At 70.7% G+C, this 15,788-nt stretch carries 12 protein-coding genes and 1 pseudogene; 3 read left to right on the top strand and 10 right to left on the bottom strand.

Annotation, left to right across the window (positions count from 1 at the left end; all coding sequences use genetic code 11):
* Positions 1–5: 5 nt before the first annotated feature.
* From OHS82_RS19525 to rfbB, 4 genes are all read right to left on the bottom strand, one after another.
* Positions 6–4,775 (bottom strand): putative T7SS-secreted protein, encoded by a 4,770-nt coding sequence (locus OHS82_RS19525; protein ID WP_328434214.1) that lies wholly within the window; start codon positions 4,773–4,775, stop codon positions 6–8.
* A 2-nt stretch (positions 4,776–4,777) separates the two neighbouring features.
* On the bottom strand, positions 4,778–5,434 hold the full coding sequence (locus OHS82_RS19520) for a hypothetical protein (RefSeq protein ID WP_057577789.1): 657 nt from the start codon (positions 5,432–5,434) through the stop codon (positions 4,778–4,780).
* Positions 5,431–5,847, bottom strand: a complete 417-nt coding sequence (locus OHS82_RS19515; protein WP_199863751.1) for a hypothetical protein — start codon at positions 5,845–5,847, stop codon at positions 5,431–5,433. The genes OHS82_RS19520 and OHS82_RS19515 overlap by 4 nt, the downstream gene beginning before the upstream one ends.
* 137 nt (positions 5,848–5,984) lie before the next feature.
* Positions 5,985–7,004 (bottom strand): dTDP-glucose 4,6-dehydratase, encoded by a 1,020-nt coding sequence (gene rfbB / locus OHS82_RS19510; protein WP_057577788.1) that lies wholly within the window; start codon positions 7,002–7,004, stop codon positions 5,985–5,987.
* A 183-nt stretch (positions 7,005–7,187) separates the two neighbouring features.
* On the opposite strand from rfbB, the gene OHS82_RS19505 reads away from it, so the two are divergent.
* Positions 7,188–7,985 (top strand): antibiotic biosynthesis monooxygenase, encoded by a 798-nt coding sequence (locus tag OHS82_RS19505; protein WP_079041168.1) that lies wholly within the window; start codon positions 7,188–7,190, stop codon positions 7,983–7,985.
* A 46-nt stretch (positions 7,986–8,031) separates the two neighbouring features.
* On the opposite strand, the gene OHS82_RS19500 is transcribed toward OHS82_RS19505, so the two are convergent.
* The 3 genes from OHS82_RS19500 to OHS82_RS19490 form a co-directional block, all read right to left on the bottom strand.
* The gene (locus OHS82_RS19500; protein ID WP_323184593.1) at positions 8,032–8,835 is read right to left on the bottom strand and encodes an AfsR/SARP family transcriptional regulator; all 804 of its coding nucleotides are present in this window, start codon (positions 8,833–8,835) and stop codon (positions 8,032–8,034) included.
* A 155-nt stretch (positions 8,836–8,990) separates the two neighbouring features.
* Positions 8,991–9,395, bottom strand: a complete 405-nt coding sequence (locus OHS82_RS19495) for a hypothetical protein (RefSeq protein ID WP_057577787.1) — start codon at positions 9,393–9,395, stop codon at positions 8,991–8,993.
* 26 nt (positions 9,396–9,421) lie between these two features.
* A complete protein-coding gene (locus OHS82_RS19490) occupies positions 9,422–10,837 on the bottom strand; it encodes an NDP-hexose 2,3-dehydratase family protein (RefSeq protein WP_057577786.1) in 1,416 nt (471 codons plus the stop codon).
* A gap of 178 nt (positions 10,838–11,015) precedes the next feature.
* Between OHS82_RS19490 and OHS82_RS19485 the strand changes: the two genes are divergently transcribed.
* Together OHS82_RS19485 and OHS82_RS19480 are read left to right on the top strand one after the other, a co-directional pair.
* Positions 11,016–11,264, top strand: a complete 249-nt coding sequence (locus OHS82_RS19485) for an acyl carrier protein (protein ID WP_057577785.1) — start codon at positions 11,016–11,018, stop codon at positions 11,262–11,264.
* A 34-nt stretch (positions 11,265–11,298) separates the two neighbouring features.
* Positions 11,299–12,078, top strand: coding sequence for an SDR family NAD(P)-dependent oxidoreductase (locus OHS82_RS19480; RefSeq protein ID WP_057577784.1), 780 nt, complete (start codon positions 11,299–11,301; stop codon positions 12,076–12,078).
* A gap of 133 nt (positions 12,079–12,211) precedes the next feature.
* On the opposite strand, the pseudogene OHS82_RS19475 reads toward OHS82_RS19480, so the two are convergent.
* From OHS82_RS19475 to OHS82_RS19465, 3 genes and pseudogenes are all read right to left on the bottom strand, one after another.
* Positions 12,212–13,635: pseudogene (locus OHS82_RS19475) on the bottom strand (IS200/IS605 family accessory protein TnpB-related protein); the annotation flags it as partial.
* Positions 13,636–13,851: 216 nt separating this feature from the next.
* Positions 13,852–15,069 (bottom strand): cytochrome P450, encoded by a 1,218-nt coding sequence (locus OHS82_RS19470; protein WP_057577783.1) that lies wholly within the window; start codon positions 15,067–15,069, stop codon positions 13,852–13,854.
* 2 nt (positions 15,070–15,071) lie between these two features.
* A complete protein-coding gene (locus OHS82_RS19465) occupies positions 15,072–15,743 on the bottom strand; it encodes a dTDP-4-dehydrorhamnose 3,5-epimerase family protein (RefSeq protein ID WP_328434213.1) in 672 nt (223 codons plus the stop codon).
* Positions 15,744–15,788 lie beyond the last annotated feature (45 nt).

Genomic DNA, 15,788 nt, shown 5'->3' with positions numbered 1-15,788 from the left:
CCACCTCATCTGACCTGCTCTGCGGGAGGCATGAAGCCGTTCTTGGCCGGAATCCTGCCTTCCACGACGTCCGCGTGTGTGATCGGCCCGCCGGGATCGCTGGGCAGGCCGCCCAGCGCTTCGGCCCCGGAAGGACCCTTGATGCCGGACGACCCGTACGCCGTGATGACGTTGCCGGCCCCGGTGCGGTCGGCCCGGACCACCACGATGTCGTCGCCCTGACGGAAGATCAGGTTCCCGCTGCCCCCGGTCGAGTGGTAGACGGCGTCCGGTTTCTTGAGGATCTCCGTGACCATCTCCTCGGTGAAGCCGTGGTCGTCCGCGTGGTAGTTGCCGGCCTTCTTGATCTTGCCGTCCTGAGCCCTGGCGATGACGTCGTCCATCGCCTTGAGGGCGTCGTCCCTGGCCTTCTGGGCCTTCTCCTCCTTCGTGTACTTGGGCATGAGGCCCAGCGGGTCGGACCCGCTGAGCGGATTGTCCACATACGCGAGAGGGTTGGGGGCGGGGGCGAGGCCGAGGGGGTCGGGGGAGGTGTAGCGGCCGGTCTCGGGGTCGTAGTGGCGGAAGTAGTTGTAGTGCAGGCCGGTCTCGGGATCGTAGTACTGGCCGGGGAAGCGCAGCGGGGTGTAGGCGCTGCTGTCCCGGGACCAGGCAGTGGTGCCCCAGAGCGTGCTGCGGCTGCGCCACGCGATGTCGCCGCACTCGTCGATCAGCTCGGTGGGAGTGCCGACGACGTCGGTGGCGATGGCGAAGAACCGGCGGTCGATCTCCTCCTGGCGGGCGTCGGCGGTGAGGATGCGCTCGGTCTGGGCGAGGGCCGTGCCGGCGCGGTGGTCCCAGGTGAGGGCGACCGTGTGCGGAACGTCCGGCTGGTGGCTGGTCTGTTCGCACAGGGTGAGGCCGTCCCAGGTGAAGCGGGTCTCCTCGACCACGCTCTCGCCGTCGGACGCCAGGCGCTGCTTCGCGGTGCGGCGGCCCAGCGGGTCGTAGCGGTACCGCCACAGGGTCCCGTCGGGGGTGGTGACGGAGGTGAGGCGGTTCTCCGTGTCCCAGGCGTAGCGCCAGGTGTCGGGCTTGCGGGAGAGACGGGTCTTCTGCCGCAGGACGACCCGGCCGAGGGCGTCGTGCTCGAAGCGGACGTCTCCGGCGCGGGTGATGCGGGTGCCGGTGTAGGCGCGCGCTCCGGTGGCCTCGCTGCCGGGATGGCCGGACGGCCAGGACGCGGAGGTCTGGTTGCCGGCGTCGTCGTAGGCGTACCGCTCCGTCCAGCCGTGGGCGTGGACGGCGGTGACCCGGCCTGTCGCGTCCAGGTCGAAGGTGCGGGTGCCCGACTTCCGGTCCGTGACGGAGATCAGGTGGCCGTCGGCGCGGTAGGCGTAGACGCGGCTGTCGACGGCCCGGGCGCCGGCGGTGATGTGCCGCGCGGCGAGCCGCCCGGCTTCGTCCCAGGTGGAGGACACCGTGATCGCGTCGCCGAAGACACGGGCGAGTTCCCGGCCGACGGCGTCGTGGGTGAAGCCCACCCGGTGACCCCCGGTGGCCAGGTGCTCGAGTCGTCCGTCGTCACCGTAGGCGTAGGAGGTGACGTGGCCGGTGGGCGTGGTGCGCTGTGTGCGGCGGCCCAGGGCGTCGTAGGAGTAGGAGACGGGACGGCCGTCCACCAGCTCGGTCTTGACCTTCCCCCGCCGGTCGTACTGGTAGCGGAGCACACCGTCCGGGCCGGCCGCCTCCAGCAGGCGCCCGGCCCGGTCGTGGACGTAGGTGGTCACGTGGCCGTCGACGTCCTTGCGGACCACCCGGCCCAGCCGGTCGCGCTCGAAGGAGACGGTTCCGCCGAGCGCGTCGACACGGGCCGCGAGCCGGCCCGCGGCGTCCACCCGGTAGGTGAGGGTGCGGCCGTCGAAGTCGGTCTCGGAGCGGATGTCGCCGGCCGCGTCGTACGTGTAGGTCCAGCTCAGCCCTTGTGGGTTGGTGACGCGGGTGAGGCGCAGCTCGGCGTCGTGCTCGAACGTGTAGCGGGCGCCGTCGGGCAGGGTGCGGGCGACCGGGAGGTCGAAGTGGGTGTACTCGAAGCGTGAGACGCCACCGGAGGCGTCGGTGTGGTCGAGCAGGTTGCCCTCGCCGTCGTACGTCCACGATTGCGTCTCGCCGTCGGGTCCGGTGCGCCGGGCGAGCTGCCCGTCGGCGTGCCACTCGAAGAGGGTGACGGCGCTCGTCGGGTCGGTGACGCGGACCGGCCTGCCGAGGGCGTCGCGCTCCGTGCGCGTGACGGCGCCGTCGGGAGCGATCACCTCCAGCGGCAGCCCGGCCGCGTCGCACACCACGCGTGTCGTCGCGCCGAGGGCGTCGGTGACCGAGGTGAGCCGGCCGGCGTGGTCGTAGGTGTGGCGGGTGGTGGCGCCGGCCTGGTCGGTGACCGCCGTGCGGTTGCCGCGTTCGTCGAACTCGTGGACCACGCGGGCGCCGTCCGCTCCGACGACCTCGACGGGCAGGCCGAACGGGCCGCGCACGGTGCGTAGTTCGCTGCCGTCGGGGCGGACGGCGCGTACGACCCGGTCGGCCTCGTCGTAGGAGAAAGCGGTGGTGAGGCCCAGTGGATCGGTGCGGGTCAGCAGGTTGCCGCGGGCGTCGTAGGTGAACCGGGTGGTGTGGCCGAGCGGGTCGGTGACGGCCAGCAGCCGGCAGCCGGGGCCGAACAGATGGCGGGTCGCGTGCCCGTCGGAGGTGGTCAGCGTGGTGCTGCGGTGGCCGGTCTCGGGGTCGGGTCCGGTGTAGGCCAGGCTGATCTGGACGTGACCGGCCTCGCCGCCCTCCGCCACGACGCGGTCGTGGTCGTCGTAGACGTAGTCGTAGCGGTGTCCGCCCGAGTCGATCCAGGCGATGACCCGGCGGCGGTCGTCGTAGACGAAGGCGGTCGTGGCGCCGGAGGGCCGGGTGACGGCGGTCAGGTCGCCGTCCTGGTAGCCGTAGGCCATCAGCGGCAGGTCGGCGCCGTTCTCGCCCGCGCCGGCCAGGGACAGCCCGGTGACGAGGCCGTCGGCGGACGACAGGTTCACCCGGCGGCCCGCCGAGTGGACCAGGGCCAGCGGCAGGCCGTCCTCGCCGCGGTCGACGGTGATCGTGTGGCCGTTGCGTTCGGTGACTTCCGACAGCCAGGCGACGCCGTCGCCGCCCGGTTCGGCCCCCGGCGGGGCGGCGAAGCGGAACACCAGGCCGCTGTCGGGCTCGGTGACCGTGTAGTCGCCGTGGGCGTCGCGGGCCAGCTCGGTGCGGGACCGGCCGGACTCCGGTGTGGTGGGCACGCCGGGGACCGGGTGCGGGTATGCGATCAGGAGCCCGTCGGCGGTGACGTGGAGAACGCCGACGGCGTCGATCTGGAGGCGCTCGTCGACGGTGGACGTCCAGGCAGGGCCGAGGAAGCGGCCGGCCGCGCAGCCGGACTCGGTGCGGCGCGTGAAGACCAGCGGCAGGATGCCGGGGAGGTCGAGGTCGGTCTGAGGCAGGTACATCCGTCCGGTGGCGAGGTCCACCGGGTCGCCGCCGGGATTGCGGTCGCCGTCCGGGGTGTTGTGGGTCCCGTCCGGGGCGTCGTCGAGCAGGCGGCGCAGCCGTGCGGCCTCGGCGGCGTCCTCCGCGATCCGCACGCCCTTCACCGCGGCGCCGCCGCCCCCGGTGGCCACGGTCAGTGCGACGTCGGGCAGCAGCCGTCCCAGACCCTCGCTGGGGTCCTTCATGAAGTCGGTGACCATCTGCTTGCCGGTGCCGACCGGGTCGTTGGCGGCGACGACCAGTCCGGCGGCCAGGCTGTTGAGGGAGGTGACGTACTCGGCCGGATGCGTGATGTTGTACGGGTCCATCGGGTTGACGCCGCGGACGAAGTTGAGGATGCCGGCGGTGCCCTTGATGATGCCGCCGCCGACGTGGTCGCCCATGATCTGCAGTTCCTGCATGCCGTCGTTCAACTGCTCGGCGTAGGACGGCTTCGCGGGGGCGGTGTCGCGGGCGGCGCGGACGGCGGAACGAGCGGTCTCCGCCGCCGAGTTGCGCTGCTTGCGGGCCTCGGAGAGCAGGTTCTGAGCGTCCTGCATCAGCTTCCTGCCGGGGTCGTCGAAGGTCGCCGCCGGCTTGGTGGGGAGGGTGGAGGCGTCGCGCTTGTCGGCGGGCTGGGCGTTGTAGCGGTCGACGGCGCTGTTGTAGTCGTCGATCTTCTTGCGGTGGGCGTCGGCGGCGTCCTCGGACGCCTTGACGCCCTCCTTCCACTTGTCGATCGCCGTCTGCGCCTGTCCCTGTGCCCAGGTGACGGTGCCGGCGAACGCCTCGAGCGCGGCGGCCGCCTTCGTGCAGGCGTCGGCGCCGGTGAACCACTTGGGCGGCTGGGTGCCCACCGCGGTGCGCAGCGCCTCGGCGGTCTCGCCCTTGAGCCGGGACGAGTCGAGGCCCTTGAGGCCCTCGCCCGCGCTGTCGAAGGACGACTGGAAGCCGCGGAGCTTCTCGGCGGTGGAGCGGATCTTGTCGGCGCTGCCGTAGATCAGCTTGGTCTTGTCCTCGGTCTGCCCGAGGTCCATCTCGTCGACCTCGGCGCCCAGCCGGTCGGCGACCGAGCGCGACTGCTCGCGCACCCAGTCCGCGCCGGTCTGCCAGCCGGCGTCCTCCAGTTTGTCGGCCGTCCAGTTGCCGGCGTCCTCGACCCGGTCGCCGACCCACGCGACGCCGTCCTCGACCGCGTCCTCGACCGAGTCGGGCGTGATGTCACTGATGAAGTCGCCGATGCCCACCGTCAGTTGCCCCCGGAATCGCCCTGTTGCTGTTGCTGCTGCGCGCGTTCCTCCGGCGACGGGCCGAAGGTGTCGTCCAGTGCCTGGTTCCACTGGTCGTCGGAGATGCCGAGCGCGTCGTTGAGCAGTTCCGACCGCCGGCCGCCCTCGCCCTCGGTGAGGACGGTGCGACCGGTGTCCTTCCAGGTCTGCTCGATGTCCTGACCGGCCTTGTCGAACGACTCGCCGCTCCAGTCGGGGTCCAGGGCGTCCGGTGTGAAGACGTCGCCCCAGTCCTGCTGGGCGATCTCCGCCTCACTGGCGTGCGGGTTGCCGCCCATCACGGAGTTGACGCCCACCTTCAACGAGCCCGCGATGTACTGGTCGTGCTCCCACTGGGTGCCCGCCGCGAGGCCGAGGCGGCTCGCGAGGGCGCTGGCATCGTGCACCAGGGCGCGCACTCCCCACTCCCAGCGCTCGCAGAAGTCCTCGAAGTCCACCGACAGGCCGTGGTGCCCGGCCTCCATCTGGGTCATGGCCAGCTCCGAGAAGCCCTTGCCCATCACCGAGCCGGTGGCGCCGCCGAGTTCGCCGAGCTGGTCGATCGTCGCGCCCACGCCCTGGGTGAACTTCGCGACGGCGGCCTGGCCGAGCTGGAGGTCCGTTCCCTCACCGCTCATGGCCGCCTCCGCTCCTGGGCGGCGCCGGCATCGACGGCGACCGCGTCGCGGACGATGCCGACGACCGGCGGGAAGAACATCGACCCCTCGTCGGTGGCGATGTCGACGGCCAGCCCGGCGGGCTCGCCCAGGGTCGGCACGATCTCGTCGACGATGCGCGCGCCCAGCAGCGCCGCGTAGTCCACGGGCCGGTCGCCGGGCCCGTGTCGCAGGGCGAACCGGGCGAGCGCCGTCTCGTCGGTGAACCCGCAGATCCACCGCACCCCGCCGGACCGCACCGACCACAGACCTCCGTCGGCCACCGGCACCAGCAGGACCGAGCGTCGCATCTCGCCCACCAGAGCGCGGGGGTCGTCACCCCCGGCTCTGCGCTCCGCGATCCGTTCGGCGAGCGCCGCCCTCGGCTGCTGCACGGTTCCTCCCCGGTCCCAGGTGCCTCATGGCACCGTAGATCAGGACGCGCGGCAGGGACGGGTCGGTTCTTGTGAAGGTTCGCGGGACCGGCCGGGCTCCCGGCGGATCAGCCCTCTCCCCGGGGGGACGGGCGGGATCAGGCGGTCCTCCCCCGTCCGCCGGCCGCCGCGGCGGCCGCGGGTTCCCGGCCGTCGTTCTTCAGGGGGCGCCACCAGGTCGGGTTGTCGCGGTACCAGGCGACGGTCGCGGCGAGGCCCTCGTCGAAGGGGACCTCGGGGGCGTAGCCGAGTTCGGTGCGGATCCTGGAGTCGTCCAGGGCGTAGCGCAGGTCGTGGCCCTTGCGGTCGGGGGCGCGGTCGACGAGGGACGGGTCGGCTCCGCACAGGTCGAGGAGCAGGTCGGTGATCTCCCGGTTGGTGCGTTCGGTGCCGCCGCCGACGTTGTAGACCTCGCCGGGGCGGCCGCCCGTCAGCACCAGCTGCACGGCCCGGCAGTGGTCGGACACGTGCAGCCACTCGCGGATGTTGGTGCCGTCGCCGTAGAGGGGGACGGGGACGCCGTCGAGCAGGTTGGTGGCGAACAGCGGGATGAGCTTCTCGACGTGCTGGTAGGGGCCGTAGTTGTTGGAGCAGCGGGTGACGGACACGTCCAGGCCGTGCGTGCGCGCGTAGGCGAGGGTGATGAGGTCACTGGCCGCCTTGGACGCCGCGTAGGGCGAGTTGGGGGCGAGCGGCCAGTCCTCCGTCCAGCTGCCGTGGGTGATGGAGCCGTACACCTCGTCGGTGGACACGTGCACCACGCGGGACACACCGGCGGCGAGGCTCGCCTCCATGACGTTGTGCGTGCCGACGCAGTTGGTGCCCACGAAGTCGGCCGCGCGCACCAGGGAGCGGTCGACGTGGGATTCGGCGGCGAAGTGGACGACGGCCTCGTGCCCGGGGACCAGGTCGCGCAGCAGTTCGCGGTCGCAGACGTCGCCGTGGACGAAGGTCAGCCGGGGGTGCTCGGCGGGGAGGTTCGCCCGGTTGCCGGCGTAGGTGAGTTTGTCGAGGACGGTGATCTCGGCTTGTTCGTATCCGGCGTACTCACCGCTCAGCATCGCTCGCACGTAGTGGGAGCCGATGAAGCCGGCCGCGCCGGTGACCAGGATACGCATGCGGTTCACGGTGGGCCCGGACGCTAGAGAACCCCTACACCCGCGATCGACGCCGGTCCCGGCCTGCTCGTGCCCGCCCTGTCGGCGTCCCGGGCGGGCGCCCCGCGTTCCATCGGTGTTCCGTCCAGGTTCAAGACGCGTCGACCAGGGTGGAGGCATGATCCCAACGCCCAAGGAGCAGTCATGACCGAGGCGCAGAAGGTCCCCGACGTGCGCAAGACGGTGACCGTGGACGTGCCCGCCGACCGGGCCTTCGCCATTTTCGCCGAGCGTCCGATCGAATGGTTCCCCGAGAGGCACGTCTTCGTCGAGGACCGGGTGTCGCTGACCATCGAACCCTTCGAGGGCGGCCGCTACTACGAGGTCGGCGCCGACGGCACCGACATCGCCTGGGGCACGGTGGTGGAGTGGAACCCGTCCAAGCGGATCGTGCTGACCTGGCGGGTCGGCCCGCACTGGCAGCCGATCTTCGACGACGAGAAGGCGAGCTTCATCGAGGTCGACTTCGAGCCGGCTGGCCCCGGGCGGACGACCGTGGCGCTCACGCACAGCGGACTTCACCGGCACGGCGAGATCGCGCCGCAGATCCACGCGGCGCTCGACGGCCCGAGCCCCGGGGACACGCTGGCCCGCTACGAGCAGGTCGTCGCCCGGGTCAGTGCGGCGGCGAAGGCGGTCCCCGTGACCCTCGTCAACAGGTTCCAGCTGACGGGGGACGCCGAGGAGTTCGAGAAGGTCTTCGCCGCGACCTCGGCGTTCTTCGCGGCCCAGCCGGGTTTCGTCGAGCACACCCTGCACCGGCGGCTCGGCGACCCGTCGTCGTACGTGAACATCGCGCGCTGGGCGGACAACGCCAGTCTGCGGGCGGCGGTGGCGCAGCCGGAGTTCCAGCCGCACAGTGCGGCGCTGCGGGCGCTCGCCGTGTCGAGCCCGGAGCTGTTCGAGGCGCGTCTGCAGGTGACGGCCGGCGACGCCGAGTGAAACGGCCGGGTGCGGGAACGGCGTGGATCGCCGTTCCCGCACCGGGTCATGTCGGCTGGGTGAACAGGGTGGTCGGGGCGACGAAGTCGAGCGCGGGATCCGCTGACAGGATCGCGTGCTGCAACTGCTGCAGTCGGGCCGACGGTTCCAGCCCGAGCTCGTCGGCCAGTTCGCTGCGCACGCGCTGGTAGACCTCCAGCGCGCGCCAGCGCTGCCCCGAGCGGTAGAGGGCGATCATGAGCTTGGCGCAGAAGTTCTCGTGCATCGGATTGCGGGCGACCAGCACCGCGAGTTCGCCGAGCAGCATGTGGTGCCTGCCCAGGTGCAGTTCGGCGGCGATACGGGTCTCGAGCAGACCCAGCCGGCTCTGCTCCAGACGTGTGGCCTCGATGCTGAGGTGGACCCCGCGCAGGACGTCGATCAGGGCGTCCCCCGACCAGAGGTCGAGGGCCTGCCTGGCCACCCGGTACGCCTCCACGTGGTCGCCGTTCTCCGAGGCCTGGTTGGCCTCGTCGACGAGCCCGTCGTAGAGCTGGGCGTCCACCATCACCGCCTCGGGAGCGAACAGGTAGCCGTTGTAACGGGTCAGCAGGACGTCCTTCGCCGAGCCCGACAGCACGACCCGGCCGATCAGTCTGCGCAGTTGCAGGATGTAGGTCTGCAGGGTCGTCAGCGCGCTCCGCGGTGGTTTCTCACCCCAGATCTCCTCGACCAGGGTGGACACCGACACGACCTCACCGGCCCGCAGTGCCAGCAGTGCGAGGACCTGGCGCGGTTTCGCCGCCGTGGGCGCGATGCACCGGCCGGCCCCGGTGGCCTCCATCGGCCCGAGCACGTTTATTTCCAGCAACTTTTCCCCCTCTACGTGGCGCTTCTTTTAAGCCTCTGCGGTTACCTTCGAAGAATGCACGACCGGAATTGAGGCTCGGAACTGCCGCTGTCACCAATGCGCATGAGGTTCACAGGACCCAGGTATGGGTTTTTCATACGCGTGACGCGAACGGATCAGACGATCAGTAGCTTGGTGTCCTCGGGGAGGGCGGGAGAGCCCACCATCCTGGCGGTGCGCCGCCAGCGCCGGCGGCCCAGCACGACCCAGCCGGGCTCCCTCCTGCGGACCAGGCCGGCGACGGCTCTGCCGGTGTCGCTGTAGGTCGTGTGCAGGGTCCACTTCACGGCCCTGCCCTCCAGGAACGCCCCGACCTTGAGCAGGGACTCCAGTTCGAGGTCGGTGGAGTCGAACGCGGCGGCAAGGGAACAGTCGAGCAGCAGGGTCCACGGCCGTCGCAGGACCAGGACGAGGACCAGGTCGCCTCCGTGTTCCTCGGCCAGGCCGACGGCGCAGCGCATGAGGCCGCTGTCCACCGTCCACATGACCGCGACGACGGGACGAGGGCGCCGCAGTGCCATCTTCCGCTCCTTCCCGCTCTTGCCGTCTAGCCGAGGGAGTTCAGGCAGGCGACGAGGGTGCGTGCCTGCACGTTGACGTACTGGCTGTGCCGGAGCAGGGCGGTGAGCTGGCTGACCGTCGCCCAGGCGTGACCGGGCGGCGGGGCGTCGGTCGCCGCCGCGTCCGTCTCGGCGACGACGTAGCGGCTCACCGCGTTCAGGAAGCGGCCGCCCTCCTCGGCGTGGAGTGCGTCGTAGCGGATCCGCGGGGAGCCCTGGACGGGGATCAGGCCGAGGAACGGCGAGGTCTCCTCCTCGAGTTCGCCTTCCGACATGCACTGGACCGTCGGGGCCAGTTCGACGCCGTCCAGGAAGCCGCCCTCGGTCGCGGCGCGCACGAGGACGTGGAGCACGCCGTCGAACTCCCTGACCAGAAAGGCGGACAGGCCCCTGCCGACGGGCTCGACGAGCGGCTGGGACCAGGACGCGACCTCCCGGCTGCCGGCCCGTACGTCGGCGGCCACCACCCGGAAGTACCGGCCGTCGTCGCGGCTGATCTCCTTGTCGTCGCGGTGCCAGCCGGGCAGGGCGCCCAGCGGGAGCCGGCCCGCCTCGAGCCGGCAGTCGGCGCGCAGCCCGGTGAACCAGCTCAGCAGCTCGGCCGTGGTCGACACGGCGCCGGCGCCGGGGTCGCGGGAGGCGGCCAGCGAGCGGCTGAACCGGTCGGCGGCCCCGGCCTCCGGCCCCACCGGGGGCAGGCACGCCAGCACGGTGCGCGAGTCCATGTTGATGACGTTGTCCCTGGCCAGCAGGGCGTTGATCTGCCCGAGGGTCAGCCAGCAGAAGTCGTCGTCGAGCGGGACCACGTCGTCGGGGGCCGCCTCGACCAGCATGTTCCGGTTCCGTTTGCGGTAGAACCAGTCGCCGTGCTCGGACTGCAGCACGTCGGCGATCACCCGGGCCGGCCGCCGTCCCGTGAAGTACTCCAGGTACTTGACCTTCGCGCCCCGGTGCACCTGCGTGTAGTTGCTCCGGGTGGCCTGGACGGTCGGCGACAGCATCAGCGGCACCGGGTTTCCCGGCTCCATCTTGGCCTGCATCAGGAAATGCAGGACCCCGTCGAACTCCTTGACGAGAATCCCGAGGATGCCGACCTCGGGCTGGTTGATGATCGGCTGGAACCGGTCGGCGGATCCAGGGGTGCGCAGGCAGAGGCCTTCCACGGAGAAGAACCTGCCGCTTTCGTGCACGAGGTTCCCGATGTCGTTCTCGAATTTCCACCCGCGCAGTCCGGAGAACGGAATGCGATCGACCGTGAAGTCATGCGCGCCCGCCCGTTCGGCCAGCCACGCGTCGAATTCGTCCATGTGCATCTGAACGCCCGCCGTCCGCTGGGCGGAGGCGGCGAGTCGGCTGGGAAGAACGAGGTCTTCCCGTGGCTTCAGATTTTCCACACCCGACACACCCTCGTTGGCTGGGAATCGTTGGGCGGCCCACGCTGGACGGGGCCGCTCGATTTCCGCGGCAGCGCTGCTGGAGCATTGCTCGGAAGGTGGGTTTTCCAGGCGTCCGCGAGCACGATCCGAGTCGTCAGGCACAAATTCTCAGAGCACGCACAACCCTCCGACACGGGAGATGGAAATGGCGGAACTGACGATCGACCGGCTCAAGGACATTCTGCGGATCAGCGCGGGCGAGGACGAGTCGGAGCAGCTCGCCGGCGACATCGGCGGGACCACGTTCGGCGAGCTCGGCTACGACTCGCTGGCCCTGCTGGAGACGGCGGCCCTCATCAAGCGCGAGTTCGGCGTCGACATCACCGACGACATGGAGCACCTGAACACGCCGCAGGCGATCACGGACTTCGTGAACGGCAAGTCCCTCGCGTGAGGGGCTTCGACGGGACGGGACGGGAAGGACCCAGATGAGCGACAGGCGCGTAGCGTTCGTCACCGGAGCCAGCAGCGGCATCGGCCTCGCGGTGACCCGGACCCTCGCGGAGCAGGGCATGGCGGTGTACGGGTGCGCCCGGGACGCCGACAAGCTGGCCGAGACGCTGGAGAAGCTCACCGCGGAAGGGCTGGAGGTCGCCGGCGGGCCCTGCGACGTGACCTCCACCGACGGCGTCCGTGCCGCCGTCGCGGCGGCCGTGGAGCGCTTCGGCCGTATCGACGTCCTGGTCAACAACGCCGGCCGCGGCGGCGGCGGGGAGATCGCGCATCTCGACGAGCCGACCTGGCTCGACGTGATCGACACCAACCTCAACGGTGTCTTCCGGGTGACCAAGGAGGTGCTGGCGTCCGGCCGGATGGGTGAGAACGGCTACGGACGGATCGTCAGCATCGCCTCCACCGGCGGCAAGCAGGGCGTCGTCTACGCGTCGCCCTACTCGGCCTCCAAGCACGGGGTGGTCGGCTTCACCAAGGCCGTCGGTCTCGAACTGGCGAAGTCGGGCATCACCGTCAACGCGGTGTGTCCCGGGTACGTCGAGACGCCGATGGCCGAGCGGGTCAGGTCCGGGTACGCGGACTTCTGGGGCGTCTCGGAGCAGGACGTCCTGGAGAAGTTCAACGCCAAGATCCCGCTGGGCCGTTACTCCACCCCGGAGGAGGTCGCGGGCCTGGTCTCCTACCTGGTGACCGACACCGCGGCGTCCATCACGGCGCAGGCGATCAACGTCTGCGGCGGGCTGGGCAACTACTGAGCGCGCGACGGCTCCGGCCGTCGCGCGCCCGGCGCCCGAACCGCGCACGACGACCGCACGACGTACGGCAACCGCACCGCGTACGACAACTGAACGACACAGCAGAGGGAGGGAGTGCCAGGCGCCGTTCCTCATCAGTGGGCAGGAGTGGGTCTTGGACCCATGCCTGGTCACTGCGGACATCCCGAACGGTTTTGGGTGTCCTGGTTGCCCGCGTACTCGCCGCGTTCGGCGGCACGGATCGTGTCCGTGGTCCGGGGATGCGGGGGCGGATTCCCTCACGCCCAACGACACGCCGGTCGGCCTGGACGGTCCGATGCCCCACCGCATCACTCCGGTGTGGTGGGGCCGGTGCCGTCCTCCCCCAGTGCCTCAAGGGCCTGGGAGGTGCCCCCAGCCGGATCGGGTGTTGCTGGGCGCGTCTTCCGATCGCCACGGCGGCAGCGTCGTGGCGGGTGGTCTTCCTGGTTGTGGTGGTGAGGGGTTTGTGCCAGTGCTGGGCACCCCATCGGCTGGTGTAGGCGGGGTCGACGGCGATGACCGCGATCCCCGTGGCGTCGGCCATCGAGGCCGGCCGGGTTGCCGTGGACGTCCAGGCGCCAGGCGGCGAGGTGGTCGGCGTTCATGTCGACGCCGATCACCCCGTGGGCGAGGGCGGCCTCGATCGGGAGAGCGGGGGTGGGCGGGATCTGCCAGGACGCGGTCACATGCCAGCGGTCGCGGCCGGTGTCGTAGTGGATGCGGTAGGCGACCGCGCGGTCGGCCGCGACCCGGTCCGCCCACTCGCCGCCCCGGTGGGCGAAGGCGACCCGGCCTGCCAGGACGTAGCGGCCGTGCGGGGCGTTGGCCAGATGAGCGAGCGGGGCGGGGAGCTTGACGCTCACCTCACCGTCGGGGCTGATACGGATCGTCTCGTTGCCGTGGCGCTCGCCGGACTCGCCGTCCGCCTGGCAGAACCAGCGCTCCGCCTCCCACCGCCCACGCCATCCGGACTCCGTCAGCCCGGCCGCCTCCAGATGGTGCCGGGCGCGGGCCAGCCGTTTGCCGCCGCGCACGACACGGACGATGCCGGCCTCGCGATCCGCCCGCACGGCAGCCGGCCGGTCCTGAAGGACGCGCAGCCGCCGCGACTTCGCGTGCCACTCCCGCCGGGACCGGTAACCCCCGGCGCCCTCTTCGTGCCCTTCTGCCCGACCGGCAGCGACAACCGGTCCCCGACGGTACGGACACCGGCTTCCAGGTTCTGGATGGGCGCCGATGGCAGCGGCGGGCCAGCGCCCACTGGTCGTGCGTGGCCTTGGTGATCGATCCCGCCCACCGCGAAGACGAGACCGGGGTCAGCTCCCGCTTGCGCACCGCCCACGCCTCAGCCGAGTGCGCCAGACCCTCTCGGCAGCGTGCCTTGAGGCCCTTCGACGCCGGCGACCCCAGATGCGCGCCCATCAGTCGCAGGACCTTCTCGTCACCGGGCGTCAGGTAGTTGAGGCGGGTCCGGACGGTCACACCAGAGGAGCCGGACGCGACGAACGGCGCTGCGATACTCCTCAGCTCACCCACCCCTGCCACCCCCCGCCCGGCCCGATCCGACGTTCTGACGCCATGGGAAACGAGAGCCACCCGCGAAGGTCACGCATTCGATGTAGGAACGTCAGTTCCCGCCGCAAACAACTCCACGGCCAAGGTGTGCATGACACGAAGCGACACGCAGCACTCACCCTGACTCACCAGAACGCACTCCACCGGTAAGCCCTCACCCCCTCCCTCAAGTCGTGTTCACCACTTGACGGGCAGCGACCAGACACCGTAGACGACGGAGCCCTCCTTGGTGCGGATGTCCTCGTAGGGCACCGCGAGCTGGAGGTCCGGGAACCGCTCGAAGATCTTGGTGAGGGCGATCTCCAGCTCGACCCGGGCCAGGTCCGCGCCGATGCAGTAGTGCGCGCCGTGCCCGAAACCGAGGTGGCGCCGGGTGCCGCGGGAGAGGATCAGCTCGTCGGGCCGGTCGAAGACGGTGGCGTCCCGGTTGGCCGGCAGGGCCAGGCACAGGATGCCGTCGCCCTTCTTGATGGTCACGCCGTCGAGCTCGATGTCGTCCAGCGCGACCCGGGGGACGGCCAGGTCGCCGATGGTGATGTAGCGGACGAGTTCCTCGACGGCCGGGCCGATCAGCGTCGGGTCCGCCTTGAGCTGCTCCAGCTGCTCCGGGTTGCGCAGCAGGGCCATGGTGCACAGGGAGATCATGTTGGCGGTCGTCTCGTGCCCGCCGTTCATCAGCAGCCGGCACAGATTGACCAGATCGCGCGTGGTGTACTCCTCGCCGGACTCCCGGTAGGCGGTGATCGCCCGGCTGAGCAGGTCGTCGCCGGGCTCGCGTTCCTTGAGGCCGACCAGCTTCTCCAGGTACCTGCCCACCTCGACCATCGCGGCCTGCCGCTGGTCGGGGGTGCTGTGGCCGCCCAGCAGGTTGGTGCCGTGCTCGGCGAAGAACGCGTGGTCCTCGTACGGCACTCCGAGCAGTTCGCAGATCATCGACATCGGGACCGGCAGCGAGACGATCTCGTGCAGGTCGGCCGGCGAGCCCGCCGCCTCGAGGGCGTCGAGGCGCAGGTCCACGTTCTCGGCGATCTTCGCGCGCAGCTGCTGGACCCGGCGGTTGGTGAAGGTGACGGCGGCCTTGCGGCGGGTGGTGGTGTGCTCGGGGGCGTCGTACCCGATGAAGGAGGTCTCGGTGCGGAACTCCGGCGGGGCCTCGAAGTAGAAGGGGAAGTTGTCGTGCTTGCGCGAGGAGCTGATGCGGGGATCGGTCAGCAGCTGGCGTATCAGGTGGTAGTCGGTGACCGCCCAGACCTCGAGGCCGGTGATGAGGCTGACTTTCGTCACCGACCCCTTCTTCATCATGGGCCCGTACTCCTCGGGCAGGGAGAAGGGGCACTTGCGCTTGTAGGGAAACGTCGACTGGTCGGTCGTGGATTCGGCGGCGTTCACCGACATGACTACTCCTTTTCTCCGGCGAATTCAGAAGGTCGGCTCGGAATCGCGTTCCAAGGCGAATGCGAAAGGAAAGCGGAGCGCTGCCGGGCGTAGTGCGCCAGACAGTCCTCGTAGCGGGGCAGGATGCCGAGTTCGGCGGCCCGGGACAGACTCGGCGCCTGGAGGTCCTTCGGCGCCACCACCACCGGTTCCTGTGTCGAGGGCCAGGGCAGGGCCAGATCAGGGTCGAACGGGTCGATCTCGAAGGGAGTGCCCGGAACGTACGGGGTGTCGAACACGTAGCTGACGCAGGAGTCGTCGGTCAGTGACACGAAACCGTGCGCCATCCCGTCGGGCAGGAACACCGCCGTGCCCTTCCCCGGCTCCAGCAGGCTCACGTCGTGGCCGCCGAACGTCGGCGAGCCGACGCGCACGTCCAGCACCACGTCCAGCACCGCGCCCCGGACGCAGGTGACGTACTTGGCCTGGCCCGGCGGCAGACTCACCCCGTGCATGCCGCGCAGCACGTTGCGGTGGTTGACGGAGAAGTTGGTCTGCACCGGCCGGAACACGTGGCCGGTGACGCGGGTGAACTCCTCGTCCCGGAAGGACTCGAAGAAAGCACCCCGCTCGTCGCTGTGGATTCGCGGCCGGATGCGGTAGGCGTCCCGCACGGCCATCTCCTCGATCTCCATGGCCCGCGAAGCTACGAGACACGGCTCGAGCACCGCTGGTGGCGG

Source organism: Streptomyces sp. NBC_00425 (assembly GCF_036030735.1).
Lineage (GTDB): Bacteria > Actinomycetota > Actinomycetes > Streptomycetales > Streptomycetaceae > Streptomyces.
The sequence above is the reverse complement of the archived record's forward strand: the minus strand, read 5'-3'. Positions and strand labels throughout refer to the sequence as shown.

What these genes read in the sequence shown, in the direction of transcription:
- OHS82_RS19485 (WP_057577785.1), top strand. Translation starts at nt 11,016, where the DNA reads ATGGCGGAACTGACGATCGACCGGCTCAAGGACATTCTGCGGATCAGC.
- OHS82_RS19495 (WP_057577787.1), bottom strand. Translation starts at nt 9,395, where the DNA reads ATGGCACTGCGGCGCCCTCGTCCCGTCGTCGCGGTCATGTGGACGGTG.
- OHS82_RS19480 (WP_057577784.1), top strand. Translation starts at nt 11,299, where the DNA reads ATGAGCGACAGGCGCGTAGCGTTCGTCACCGGAGCCAGCAGCGGCATC.
- OHS82_RS19520 (WP_057577789.1), bottom strand. Translation starts at nt 5,434, where the DNA reads ATGAGCGGTGAGGGAACGGACCTCCAGCTCGGCCAGGCCGCCGTCGCG.
- OHS82_RS19470 (WP_057577783.1), bottom strand. Translation starts at nt 15,069, where the DNA reads ATGTCGGTGAACGCCGCCGAATCCACGACCGACCAGTCGACGTTTCCC.
- OHS82_RS19505 (WP_079041168.1), top strand. Translation starts at nt 7,188, where the DNA reads ATGACCGAGGCGCAGAAGGTCCCCGACGTGCGCAAGACGGTGACCGTG.
- rfbB (WP_057577788.1), bottom strand. Translation starts at nt 7,004, where the DNA reads ATGCGTATCCTGGTCACCGGCGCGGCCGGCTTCATCGGCTCCCACTAC.
- OHS82_RS19465 (WP_328434213.1), bottom strand. Translation starts at nt 15,743, where the DNA reads ATGGAGATCGAGGAGATGGCCGTGCGGGACGCCTACCGCATCCGGCCG.